12 protein-coding genes are annotated in these 12668 nt (G+C 65.3%); 9 read left to right on the top strand and 3 right to left on the bottom strand.

The genetic code is table 11. From position 1 onward, the window contains the following. Positions 1-120: 120 nt before the first annotated feature. The 4 genes from LFT44_RS11045 to LFT44_RS11030 all read left to right on the top strand — a co-directional run bounded on the left by LFT44_RS11045 (position 121) and on the right by LFT44_RS11030 (position 4122). Positions 121-924, top strand: a complete 804-nt coding sequence (locus LFT44_RS11045; RefSeq protein ID WP_236798499.1) for a thioesterase family protein — start codon at positions 121-123, stop codon at positions 922-924. 75 nt (positions 925-999) lie between these two features. Next, entirely contained in the window at positions 1000-1542 is a 543-nt protein-coding gene (locus LFT44_RS11040; protein ID WP_236798498.1) for a PadR family transcriptional regulator, read from the top strand. Positions 1543-1550: 8 nt separating this feature from the next. Next, entirely contained in the window at positions 1551-3266 is a 1716-nt protein-coding gene (locus LFT44_RS11035) for an ABC1 kinase family protein (protein WP_442863640.1), read from the top strand. Between the two features lie 106 nt (positions 3267-3372). Further along, positions 3373-4122 carry a lipoate--protein ligase family protein gene (locus LFT44_RS11030; RefSeq protein ID WP_236798497.1) on the top strand — a complete coding sequence of 250 codons (750 nt, stop codon included), beginning with the start codon at positions 3373-3375 and terminating at the stop codon, positions 4120-4122. A 46-nt stretch (positions 4123-4168) separates the two neighbouring features. On the opposite strand, the gene LFT44_RS11025 is transcribed toward LFT44_RS11030, so the two are convergent. After that, positions 4169-4426, bottom strand: coding sequence for a mycoredoxin (locus LFT44_RS11025; protein ID WP_236798496.1), 258 nt, complete (start codon positions 4424-4426; stop codon positions 4169-4171). Positions 4427-4576: 150 nt separating this feature from the next. On the opposite strand from LFT44_RS11025, the gene LFT44_RS11020 reads away from it, so the two are divergent. After that, entirely contained in the window at positions 4577-5332 is a 756-nt protein-coding gene (locus LFT44_RS11020) for an SOS response-associated peptidase (RefSeq protein ID WP_236802867.1), read from the top strand. 13 nt (positions 5333-5345) lie between these two features. Here the strand turns inward: LFT44_RS11020 and LFT44_RS11015 are convergent, their stop codons facing one another. Next, entirely contained in the window at positions 5346-5768 is a 423-nt protein-coding gene (locus LFT44_RS11015) for a VOC family protein (protein ID WP_236798495.1), read from the bottom strand. 19 nt (positions 5769-5787) lie between these two features. On the opposite strand from LFT44_RS11015, the gene LFT44_RS11010 reads away from it, so the two are divergent. Continuing rightward, entirely contained in the window at positions 5788-6108 is a 321-nt protein-coding gene (locus tag LFT44_RS11010; protein WP_142133710.1) for a chorismate mutase, read from the top strand. A gap of 24 nt (positions 6109-6132) precedes the next feature. Here the strand turns inward: LFT44_RS11010 and LFT44_RS11005 are convergent, their stop codons facing one another. Beyond that, positions 6133-6522: a hypothetical protein gene (locus tag LFT44_RS11005; protein ID WP_236798494.1), complete on the bottom strand. Its 390-nt coding sequence runs from the start codon at positions 6520-6522 to the stop codon at positions 6133-6135. Positions 6523-6653: 131 nt separating this feature from the next. Between LFT44_RS11005 and LFT44_RS11000 the strand changes: the two genes are divergently transcribed. The 3 genes from LFT44_RS11000 (at position 6654) to thrS (ending at position 12655) form a co-directional block, all read left to right on the top strand. Continuing rightward, on the top strand, positions 6654-7004 hold the full coding sequence (locus LFT44_RS11000) for a hypothetical protein (protein WP_236798493.1): 351 nt from the start codon (positions 6654-6656) through the stop codon (positions 7002-7004). Positions 7005-7015: 11 nt separating this feature from the next. Continuing rightward, positions 7016-10507 carry a DNA polymerase III subunit alpha gene (locus LFT44_RS10995; protein WP_236798492.1) on the top strand — a complete coding sequence of 1164 codons (3492 nt, stop codon included), beginning with the start codon at positions 7016-7018 and terminating at the stop codon, positions 10505-10507. Positions 10508-10645: 138 nt separating this feature from the next. Then, positions 10646-12655 (top strand): threonine--tRNA ligase, encoded by a 2010-nt coding sequence (gene thrS / locus LFT44_RS10990; protein ID WP_236798491.1) that lies wholly within the window; start codon positions 10646-10648, stop codon positions 12653-12655. Positions 12656-12668 lie beyond the last annotated feature (13 nt).

Here is a 12668-nt window from a genome sequence, read left to right as displayed (position 1 = left end):
CCTTACTCTAGTCCGATTGCCGCCCCCACCCTCCAACATTTCGCCGGCCGTCCCGGCGCGCCGTTCCCGTGAAGGATAGAGTTAGTGGCAATTCACTGAACGTTTCGTAAGGGGCCAGCCTTGACTGCAGACCTGCCCGAACTTGCCGGGGGCAACTTTTACTACCAGGACCTGGGGGAGGGAGCGTTCCGGTCCACCATCCATGCCCAGGGAGCGTGGAATGTCCATGAACAGCACATGGCACCGGCGTCCGGCCTTCTGGCGGACCGGCTGGAACGGCACGAGCCGCGCGAAGACATGCGGATGGCGCGAATCAGCTATGAGATCCTTGGCCTGATCCCGGGCGGTGAGTTCAGGATCGATACCACCACGCTGCGGCCCGGCAGGACAATCGAACTTGTGCAGGCCGAGCTGGTAGCAGGCGGCAGGACGGCGATCCGCGCTACCGGGTGGCGGATGCTGACCAGTGACACGGGTGAGGTGGCCGCCGTCGAGGACGCCGCCATACCCGGCCCTGACGAATGCAAGCCCTATGACGGCTCAGCCGTCTGGCCCGGCGGTTACATCCGGTCCCTGGAAATGCGGGTCGCGGAAGGACACCGGCCGGGGGCGGGGAAAGTGTGGCTGCGCACGGAACATCCACTCACCGACCGCGCCGACAGCGGGGATTTCGCACGGCTGATGGGGATGGTGGACACCGCCAACGGCATCGCCGCCCGGGTCCCACCGGGCAAGGACAGCTACGCGTTTCCCAATCTGGACCTGCAGATCCACATGTACCGCAGGCCCGAGGGGGAGTGGCTGGGGCTGGACAACGCTGTGTCGTTTGGCCGCGACGGGATCGGCCTCACATCCACCGTGCTGCACGACCGGCAGGGTCCCTTCGGCCGCGCCGAACAGATCCTGACGCTTCGCAGGACGTGACCTGCCCAGCTATGGTGCCCGCCTGTATCGCTGAGTATCGTTGTATATCGTTCGCGATTGACAAAGGAGTTCATCATGCGTTCGTCATACCCTGCAGGCGGATTCGGTCCCGGTAATTTCGATGGGATGTGGCAGGCCGTCGAAGAGCTGAGGTCGCGGTTCGAAAAGCGGGCGGGAACCCGTGCCGGGAAAGGCGAGGTGCGGGCGGCGGTCCTGGCCCTGCTCGCGGAGCGGCCCATGCACGGTTACCAGATCATCCGTGAAATCGAGGAGCGCAGCGGCGGCAGCTGGAAGCCGAGCGCAGGTTCTGTCTATCCCACCCTGCAGCTGCTGGCCGATGAAGGAACAATCAGCGCCGAGGAATCCAACGGCCGGAAGATCTACTCCCTCACCGAAGCTGGGCGCGAGGAGGTGGCGGCCCGCCACGGTGCTGCGCCCTGGGATCCTGCAGGTCCCCAATCCGGAACCGGAATTGCTTCGCTCCCCAAGGCCGGCATCGAGCTGGCCCAGGCGGCAGCCCAGGTGGCCCGGACCGGATCGCCGGAGCAGGTGCAGCAGGCCGTAGTGGCGCTGGACGAGGCCCGGCGCCGGCTCTACGCCATCCTCGCCCAGGACTGACCCGGGTGGTGGCGTCGACCGTCCAGGACAAAGCCGCAGACCCCTCGCTGCCCGTGCGCGAGCACCGGGGGCGCTACCGGCGGATCCTGCGTTTCGCCGCCTGGAACCTCGCCGCCACGTGGTGGTTCGAACTGTTCCTGCCGCGGATCGGGCTGGGACGGATCTCCGCGCGCACCCGCTCCAGGCGGATGCGGCGCTTCGCGCAGCGGTTCCATGACCTGGCGGTGGAACTTGGGGGACTGATGATCAAGGTGGGCCAGTTCCTGTCCTCCCGGCTCGATGTCCTTCCACCGGAGATCACCAAGGAGTTGGAGGGGCTGCAGGACGAAGTGCCGCCGGTTGCGTTCCCGGCCATCTCTGCCCTGGCGGCACAGGAACTGGGGACACCGCTGGCAGGTGTTTTCGCGTCCGTGGACCAAGCGCCCATCGCCGCTGCATCCCTGGGCCAGGCCCACCGGGCCCGCCTCAATGACGTTGACGCGGGGGACACCGGGCTCGACGCCGTGGTTTTGAAAGTGCAGCGCCCGGGTATCGGAGCCATCGTGGACGTCGACCTCGCCGCCCTCCGCAAGGTGGCCGGCTGGCTCAGCCACATCCGGCTCGTATCCCGCAGGGCCGACATGCCGGCCCTGGTGGAGGAATTCGCCCAGACCAGCCTCCTGGAAATCGACTACCTGCACGAGGCCGTGAATGCAGAGCGTTTTGCCGCCGATTTCGCCGGCGATGACCGCGTGGAGGTTCCTGGCGTGGTGTGGGAGCGGACCACCCGCCGCGTGCTGACCCTCGAGGACGTCACGGCCATCAAGATCACCGACGTCCGGGCGCTCCGCGCCGCCGGCATCGACCCCGCCGAGGTTGCGCCGGTGTTCGCCTCCATCATGTTCGACCAGCTCTTCACCAACGGCTTCTTCCACGCCGACCCGCACCCGGGAAACATCTTCGTCACCCCGGTCCCGCCAGGCACCGGGGAGCATCCCTGGAAGCTGACCTTCATCGACTTCGGCATGATGGGGGAAGTAACAGCCTCAACCCGCAGCGGGCTGCGGAAGCTGCTCATCGCGGCGGCCGCGCGCGACGGCAAAGGACTTGTGGCGGCCATCAACGACGTGGGCGTCCTGATGCCGTCAGCGGACAGCGTGGGCCTGGAACGGGCCATGACGCAGCTCTTTGCCCGTTTCGGCGGCATGGGGTTTGCCGAACTGCGTGAGGTGGACCCGCGGGAGTTCCGGGACTTCGCCGTGGAGTTCGGTGACGTGGTCCGCTCGCTGCCGTTCCAGCTGCCGGAGAACTTCCTGCTGATCATCCGTGCCATGTCCCTGACGTCCGGGGTGTGCAGTGCCCTCGACGAGCGGTTCAACCTGTGGGACTCGGTGGAACCCTACGCAGCACAGCTGCTGCGGGACGAGCGCGGCAACGTGGTGCAGGATGTGGCCCGGCAGGCCATCGATGCCGCCGCCGTGGCCTTCCGCCTGCCAGGCCGGCTTGACGCGTTGGCCGGCCGGCTCGAAGAGGGATCACTGGAGGTGGCCGTTCCCCGGCTGGAGCGGCAGGGGGCCCGGCTGGAAAGGGCCGTGCGCCGCTCGGCCTCCGCCGTGGTCTTCGGCGCCGTGCTGATCGCCGGCGCCATCGCCCGCGCCGACGACCTGGTACTGGGCAACGTGCTGATGGCAGCATCGGCAGTTCCACTGCTGCACGCACTGTGGGTGGGGCGCCGGGGGCGTTAAGTCGCGTGCCGCCGTCGGGCGTACCCTAGGGATGGCCCGTCCGGCCGCTGCCAATGAACCTGTCGCCACCAATACCCGTCGACGCCAAAGCCCAGGGAGCTTCGCCATGCACCATACCGCTACCGGACTCCGCCCGCTCACCGTGGTGCGGCAGGACGTGTCCCTCGGCGCGGGCCGCGACCTCGAATTTGGCCTGGAACTGTTGGCCAGGGCCAGGAGTGGCGGGATAGGGCCCACCCTGCGGCTGTACCGACCAGCTCCCACTGTGGCGTTCGGGCAGCGGGACACCCGGCTGCCGGGTTTCGACGCGGCCGCCCGCGCCTGCCGGGAGAACGGCTTTGAGCCCCTGGTCCGCAGGGCAGGCGGACGCGCTGCCGCATACCACCAGGGCACGCTGGTGGTGGACCATATCGAACCGGATGCGGATGCCGTCGCGGGCTCCAAGGCACGGTTCGGCTACTTCGGCGAACTCTTTGCGACGGCCTTGCGCAGCGTGGGGGTGCAGGCGGCTGTGGGCGAGATCCCGGGGGAGTACTGCCCCGGTGAGTTCAGCGTGCACGGCACCGACCCGCAGGACAGCTCGCGGCGGCTGAAGCTGGTGGGGACTGCCCAGCGGGTGGTCTCCGGCGGGTGGCTGTTCAGCTCCGTGATTGTGGTGGAGGACTCAGCCCCTATCCGTAAGGTCCTCACGGACAGCTACGCGGCGCTGGGCCTGGACTGGGACCCTGCCACCGCCGGTGCAGCCAATGACCTGGTCCCCGGCCTGGACGTGGCAGCCGTTGAGCAGGCCCTGCTGGAAACGTATGCGGGCCATGCCGTCCTGGAATCTGCTTCATTCAGCAGCCTGGGGGCATGACCCGCAAACAGTGGTGCGGCCGGCGCCGCATGGGATGGTGGCCGGATCAGGCGGCCAGGCGGCTCTTGACCTCGGCAGCCGACGGGTTGGTGGCTGCGGTGCCGTCCGGGAAGAGGACGGTGGGAACGGTCCGGTTGCCGCCGTTCAGCTGCTCCACGAGCTCGGCGGTACCCTCCACCTCTTCGATGTTGATTTCGTTGTAGCCGATGCCCTGCGCATCGAGCTGCTTCTTCAGCCGGTTGCAGTAGCCGCACCAGGTGGTGGAAAACATGGTGATGGTGCCGGATTCGGGAGTGAAGTCCACAGGGAGCTCCTATACGTCGCTTGGAAGGTTTCCTTACATTCAACCGTAGCGCGGCGGCCGGTATTCCCCGGTACGGCATTGCGTGGGCGGGGCTGGATGACAGTTTGTGGCGGGCGGTGGCAAGGTGGTGCCATGTGTGGACGCTACGTAATGGCCCGTGCCGTGGGGGACCTCCTGGCTGAGTTCGACGCCGAGCTGGAGGACGAGGTGAGCGTTCCGCCGTCGTGGAATGTAGCTCCCACCGACGCCGTCCCCATCGTGCTGGAGCGCCTGAAGGAGGACAACGCCGGGCCCAGGCAGGTGCGCCAGCTGCACGTGGCACGCTGGGGCCTGGTCCCGTCCTGGGCGAAGGACCTGAAAATCGGGTCCAGCATGATCAATGCCCGCAGCGAATCGGTGCTGGAGAAACCGGCATTCCGGAAAGCCGTAAAGTCACGGCGCTGCGCAGTCCCGGCGGACGGCTACTACGAATGGAAGCAGGGCCCCGGGAAGTCCAAGCAGCCGTATTACGTGCACCCGGTCCAGGGCAATGGGCTGGTTTTCGCCGGCCTCTACGAATGGTGGAAGGACCTGTCCGTGCCTGTAGGGCAGCCGGGGCGGTGGCTGCTGTCCACGTCCATCCTCACCGCTGACACGCCTCCGCCGGGGACGGAATCCACCATCTTTGGGAAGCTGGCGGAACTGCACGACAGGGTGCCCCTGCCCATGGACAAGGCCACGATGGAAGCCTGGCTGGACCCCCGGGCCGATGACGCAGCCGGGCTGGTGGACCTGGTGCGGTCACGGGTCAAGGATGCCGCCGCTGACTGGCAGGTGGATTCGGTGGGCAAGGACGTGGGCAATGTCCGGAACAACGGCCCGGAACTGATCCGCCCGGCGGAGGCACTGTTCCAGCAGCCCCTCTGAAGGTGCCCGGCCTTCACACCGTGACGGTGCCGGCGTCGTCCACTGCCCAAGTGGGGTTATAGGCCACTTCCCAGCGGAAGCCGTCGGGGTCGGCGAAGTAGCCCGTGTAGCCGCCCCAGGGCTGGGTGACCGGCTCGGCGATGATGGCAGCGCCCGCCCCCGCCGCCTCCTCCAGGACCCTGTCCACATCCGCCGGGCTTTCCACGTTGTGGCTGAGGGTGATGCAGGGGACGCCGGTCGGCGGATTGGTGCCGGCTTCGGCCTGCATCTGGCGTGCGTCCCACAGGGAGAGCATCAGGCCGTGGTTCACCTGGATGAACAGCACCTCCCCTGCAACCTCCCGGTGGACCGGCCAGCCAAGGCCGTCAATATAGAAGGCGCGTGAATCCGCAACGTTGCGGACACCGAGGGAGATAAAGTCGACTCTGGGCTCCATGCTTCGATACTGTCAGACGATGGCGACAATTCAAGGAAACGATAGGGATGCCCGGGCCGACAAGGAACAGCTCGCTGCGGTCCGGATTGCCGTTGACGAGGTGGATGAGCAGATTGTCACCCTCATCGCCCGCCGTGAACGGCTGATCAGGATCGCCGGAACCCTCAAGGGTGATGACGCCGAGGTGCGCGCCCCGGGCCGGGTGGAGCGCATTATCGAGCACGTGCGCTCAGCGGCTGAGAAAAAGGACATTGACCCTGACATTGTGGAGTCAACGTACCGGGCCATGATCTCTGCGTTCATCGAACTTGAACTGCGGATCCACAAAGAAAACAGCTGACTTTAAAGTGTTGGTGGAGGTGGCCTACAGGGCCTCCTCCACCGGCACGCCGTGCTGGAACTCCCGTCCGTCCGCCTCGCTGAAGGCGGAAATGACGTGCCCCTGTCCCAGCCCGTTGAGGGCTGACAGGGGAAAGCTCCCGGTAATGGTGTTCTCCGAGTGGGACACCCCGGACAGGTCGTAATCCTCCTCGACGCCCTGGTCCCGGTTGAACGAGTAGCAGGCGATTGCCTTCCCGTTCATGAACTCAATGCACAGCCGCCGCTGGAATGAATAGTCCGGCGAGGCCCCCATCAACCCCACCACGTAGGCGCCGGATTCCGGAATGGCGCCGTCGATATCGAACGTGGCAAGGATCGTGGAATCCTGGGCCTTGATGCTTGCCTGCTTGAGGAGTGCGTCATCGGTACTCATGCCAACATCCTGCTCCCTGCCGCACGCTCCGTCCACCCCCGCCTATGTTTTGCTCCCGACGCGGCGTAGACTGGCATTATTCGAATACGTGTTCGAATAACGATTCCAGTTTTACCGTCCGGGGAGGCGCCATGGGCATGTTCAGCGAGTCCGTTGACGTGGTGTGCTCCGCTGCAGGCCAACCGGAATCCCTCACCTGGGCAGGAAAGTCTTACGCAGTCTGCGCCGACCCTGTCCGCTGGTTTGAACGCCGTCAATGGTGGGCGGAGGACGCCAGGGCTCCCTTGGGAAGCGGGCAGGGCGTGGTGGACCACGAAATCTGGCGCATCCAGGTGCTGCCCGTCCGGAAGCCACCCCGTTCCGGGGAATCCGGAGAATCTGACGGCACAGAACCCCTCACCCTTGACCTGTCCCGCCACATCCCCAGCGGCCGGTGGCGGCTGCTGCGGATCCATGACGCACTGCGCCCCAGAACTGCTTGAAACAGAACAGCATGAGCTTCACCCACCTTCACGTGTCCACAGCATTCAGCGCCCACTACGGCGTCTCCTGGCCGGAGGAACTGGCCATGGCAGCCGCCGCTGACGGGGCCACTGCCCTGGCCTGCACCGACAGGGACGGCCTGTACGGCACCATCAAGCACCTCAAGGCCTGCATGGCAGCCGGCATCGATCCCATCGTCGGAGTGGATTTGGCAGTCTTTGACGACGACGGCGATCACCGCACGCAGGTATCCGGCAGGGTGGTGGTGCTGGCCAGGGGCAACAACAACGGAGCCGGATACCGTGCGCTCTGCCGGCTGGTCTCCGACGCCCACGCCAGGACTTCCGGGAAAGCCGGGGGAGCAGTGCCCGCGGCAGTCACCCGCGCCGAACTCGCCTCCCGCACCCTGGACCCCCAAACCCTCAAACCCGTGCTGACCGTCCTGCTCGGCCCCGACTCCGACGTCGGAAGGTCCATGGGCGGGCGTCGCTACCTGCGCCCCCGGACCTTGTTCAAGCAATGGATCGATGCCATGCCCGCGGGAACGGTCGTAGCGGAAATCGTCTCCCAGCTCAGCGCCCCGGGTACCCCGTTCAGCACGGCCCATGCTGTCCGCATGCTCAGGCTTGCCGAGGAATACCATGTACCCGCCATCCTCACCAATGCCGTCCGCTACTGCGCCGCCGATGGAGCCCCCACTGCCGACGTCCTGGACTCAGCCAGGACCCTGAAGTCCCTGCCGGAGCTGGCAGGGGAGCCGCTCCTGCAGCCAACCGGACAGGGGTGGCTGAAATCCGGGGAGCAGATGCTGGCCCTGGGAAAGGAGATCATTTCCGCGGCCGGTTATGGCGCCGCGGACCTCAAGCAGCTGATGGCCCAGACCGAGGCGCTCGCCGACCTCTGCAGGATTGACCCCACCGCCGATATGGGGTGGAAGCAGCCGGTGGTCCCGGAAGCATCAGTCATTGGCATCAACCAGGATCCGCACGCCGAACTTCTCCAGCGCTGCCATGCAGGAATCGGGAGGCGGTTCCCCGGTGTCAGCGGCAAGGCTGAGAAGGACATGCTGCTTCGGCTGGACCATGAGCTCAGGATCATCAACAGCCTCGGTTTCTCCTCCTACTTCCTGACAGTGGCGGAGGTGTCGCGGATGATCCAGGACATGGGGGTCAGGGCGGCCGCCAGGGGGTCGGGGGCCTCCAGCCTGGTCAACTACCTGATTGACGTCAGCCATGTGAATCCCCTCCAGCACGATCTCATTTTTGAACGGTTCCTTTCCAACGACCGCGCCACCCTTCCGGACATCGACATCGACGTCGAAAGCGCAGAACGGCACAACGTCTACCGGCGGATCTTCGAACGGTTCGGGTCCGAGCGGGTCACCCTCATGAGTATGCAGAACGGGTACCGGGCACGGGGGGCAGTGCGCGACGCCGGGCTGGCGCTGGGGATGGACGACGGCGAGGTGGGGGAGATCGCCAAGCAGCTGTGGCGGTTCTCGGCGCGCAAGTTCCGTGAGGCGCTGCAGGAGAAGCCCGAGCTGCGGGAGTTTGCCGGCAGGGTTGAACAGCGCGATGCCGATGGCAACCAGCAGCTTGACCTGCTGGTGGACCTGACCGAACGCCTGGACCGGCTTCCCCGCCACATCTCAATGCACCCGTGCGGCGTGATCCTGGGCGATGCAACGCTCCTGGACCGCACCCCGGTCCAGCCAAGCGGGCTTGGCCTGCCCATGAGCCAATTCGATAAACACGACATGGACCCCATGGGCATGCTCAAACTCGATGTCCTGGGTGTCCGCATGCAAAGCGCCATGGCTTTCGCTGTCAGGGAGATCATCCGCATCCACCCCACCAAGAAGGAAGTGGTGGCAGCGGGGCGGCACCCACTGGGACCTGACGGCACCGGGCCGGATTACATTGCCGGAGATGGCCGGATCGACCTGAACGCCGTCCCCCTGGACGATGAACCAACCTACGAACTGATCAGGAGCACGCACACCCTGGGCTGCTTCCAGATTGAATCCCCCGGGCAGCGGGAACTGATCGGCAAGATGGCGCCACGTGAATTCAACGACCTCATCATTGATATCTCCCTGTTCCGCCCAGGACCGATGAAATCGGATATGGTGCGGCCCTTCCTGGAACACCGCCACGGTTTTGCCCCTGAGGTGTATCCGCACCCGGACCTCAAACCCGTGCTGCAGGAAACCCACGGGGTCACGGTCTTCCACGAACAGATCCTGAAAACCCTCAACATCATGACCGGTTGCGGGCTTGCCAAGGCCGACGAGTTCCGCAGGGCGTTGAGCAACGAGGTCGGGGAAGCGCAGGTAGAGGAATACTTCCGGCGCAACGCCAAGGCCAGGGGATATACCCCCGAGGTAGTGGAAAAGGTATGGGGGACGTTAAAGTCCTTTGCCAGTTTCGGCTTCTGCAAAGCCCATGGCGCTGCTTTCGCCGTTCCCACCTACCAGTCCGCCTGGCTGAAGGCACACCATCCCGAAGCCTTCCTGGCGGGCCTGTGGGAGCACGATCCCGGAATGTATCCCAAACGGCTTTTGGTTTCCGAAGCCCGGCGGCTGGGCATCCCCATCCTTCCCCTGGACATCAACAGGAGCAAGGCCGAATACAGGGTGGAGCGGATCGAATCCGGCAAGGACACTGGAAAGCTGGGAATCCGGCTCAGCCTGAACGGGATCTACGGGCTGTCTGCGGCCGAATTGAAACGGATCGTAGCCGGACAGCCCTATGACTCGCTGGCCGACCTCCGGGCGCGCTCGCGGCTCAGCAAGCCCAGCATCCGGCGCCTGGCCCAGCTGGGTGCCTTCGATTCCCTGCATCGGGAAGCAGGTGGCCCGGCCAACCGCGCGGACCTGGTGCACCATCTGCAGCAGTTCCAAACCGCCAACGGAACGCGCAAAGGCCTGGAGGTGCTGGAAGGGCAGCTGGCACTTCCCCTGGGCGACATCGAACTGCGGAACATCAAGCCTGGGCTTCCCGCCCCCACCCTGGTGGAAAACGTCAGGGCAGAACTGGACCTTATGGCCGTCGATGTCAGCACCCACCTGATGGACAGCCACCGGCCGCTGCTGGAAAAGCTGGGCGTCACCACAGCGGATAAGCTCCTCAGCCTGCGCAACGGCACTGAAGTGCTGGTGGCAGGAGTGCGCGTGGCCACCCAAACGCCACCCATGCGCGGCGGCAGGAGGGTGGTGTTCATCAGCATTGACGACGGCACCGGCTGCGTGGATTCTGTCTTCTTCCACGAGGCCCAGGAAAGCGCCGGCCCGCTCCTGTTCGGCACCCGCCTGCTGCTGATCCGCGGCACCACCCGCAGGACCGGACCCCGGGGCATCAGCATCAGCGCGAGCATGGCGTGGGACCTGCGCCGGACGGACACCTTGCCCTTCCCGGAAAACACGACGGCGAGCGGCGGGGACGTGCCCCATCCCCTGGATGGCATCAGCAGGACACTGGCGATCACCGGTTTCAACGGGTGAGCCTGCAGTTTTTGTCCGCTGCACCTGCCGTGCGCCGCGTTGGTCGGCCCTGACCGGAACCGATAGCATTGACGATGGCTGGCTGTGGTCCCCGTATGCCACAAGCTATGAAGCCTCAACTTTGAATAGGAGACACCCGTGTCAGATGCCCAGCAGATCACCCTTCTCGTCGATGGCGAAGAGACCAAGGTGACTACCGGGACAACCGGTGCGGAACTCTTCTTTGAGCGCCGTGACGTTGTCGTTGCCCGCGTTAACGGCGAACTGAAGGACCTGGACCAGGAACTTCCCGAAGGCGCCGAGGTGGAGGGTGTCACCATTGATTCCCCCGACGGCCTGAACGTCCTGCGCCACTCCACGGCCCACGTCATGGCCCAGGCCGTGCAGCAGCTGCGTCCCGACGCCAAGCTCGGCATCGGCCCCTACATCACCGACGGCTTCTACTTCGACTTCGACGTTGCCGAGCCGTTCACCCCCGAGGACCTCAAAACCCTCGAAAAGATGATGCAGAAGATCATCAACCAGAACCAGAAGTTCGTCCGCCGCGTCGTCACCGAGGACCAGGCACGCGAAGCGATGAAAAACGAGCCCTACAAGCTCGAACTGCTGGGCAGGAAGAACGACGCCGCCGAGGCCGGGGAAGGCGTAAACGTCGAGGTCGGTGCCGGCGACATCACCATCTACGACAACGTAGAACGCAAGGAAGGCACCACCGTCTGGTGCGACCTCTGCCGCGGCCCGCACCTGCCCAATACCAAGTTCATCTCCAACGCCTTCGCCCTGACCCGCTCGTCGTCGGCCTACTGGCTGGGCAACCAGAAGAACCAGCAGCTGCAGCGCATCTACGGCACGGCCTGGCCCACCAAGGAAGCGCTGAAGGCCTACCAGGAACGCATCGCCGAGGCCGAACGCCGCGACCACCGCAAGCTGGGCTCCGAACTGGACCTGTTTTCCTTCCCGGACGAACTGGGCTCTGGCCTGCCCGTCTTCCATCCCAAGGGCGGCATCATCCGCAAGGAGATGGAGGACTACTCCCGCCAGCGCCACGTCGAGGCCGGCTACGAGTTCGTCTACACCCCGCACATCACCAAGGGGCACCTGTACGAGGTCTCAGGCCACCTGGACTGGTACAAGGACGGCATGTTCCCCGCCATGCACGTGGACGCCGAACTCAACGAGGACGGCACCGTCCGCAAGCCCGGCCAGGACTACTACCTGAAGCCGATGAACTGCCCCATGCACAACCTCATCTTCCGCTCCCGCGGCCGGTCCTACCGTGAACTGCCACTGCGGCTGTTCGAATTCGGTTCGGTCTACCGGTACGAGAAGTCCGGTGTGGTGCACGGCCTCACCCGCGTCCGGGGCATGACACAGGACGACGCCCACATCTACTGCACCCGCGAGCAGATGAAGGACGAACTCACCAAGACCCTCAACTTCGTCCTGGACCTGCTCAAGGACTACGGCCTGAACGACTTCTACCTGGAACTGTCCACCAAGGACCCGGAAAAGTACGTCGGCGACGACGCTACCTGGGAAGAAGCCACCAGGACCCTTTCCGAGGTGGCCCAGGAGTCCGGACTGGAGCTTGTGCCGGACCCGGGTGGAGCTGCGTTCTACGGTCCCAAGATTTCCGTGCAGGCCAAGGACGCGCTGGGCCGCACCTGGCAGATGTCCACCATCCAGTTGGACTTCAACCTGCCGGAACGCTTCGAGCTGGAGTTCCAGGCCGCCGACGGCAGCCGCCAGCGCCCCGTGATGATCCACCGCGCGCTGTTCGGCTCCGTGGAGCGCTTCATGGGTGTCCTCACCGAGCACTACGCCGGTGCGTTCCCCGCATGGCTGGCGCCGGTCCAGGTGGTGGGCATTCCGGTCGCCGAAGCGTTCAACGAGTACATGTTCGACGTCGTCGATCAACTTAAGGCAGCGGGTATCCGTGCCGAGGTGGACACGTCCTCCGACCGGTTCCCCAAGAAGATCCGCACCGCCAGCAAGGACAAGATCCCGTTCGTGCTCATCGCCGGCGGCGACGATGCGGAAGCAGGCGCGGTGTCGTTCCGCTTCCGCGACGGAAGTCAGGACAACGGCGTGCCGGTGGAGGAAGCCGTCAAACGGATCACCGACGCCGTCCGCAACCGGACCAGCTAGCCGAACGGAAGCA

It is taken from the genome of Arthrobacter sp. FW306-05-C (genome assembly GCF_021801725.1).
Lineage (GTDB): Bacteria > Actinomycetota > Actinomycetes > Actinomycetales > Micrococcaceae > Arthrobacter.
This window is presented reverse-complemented; position numbering and strand designations above follow the sequence as displayed.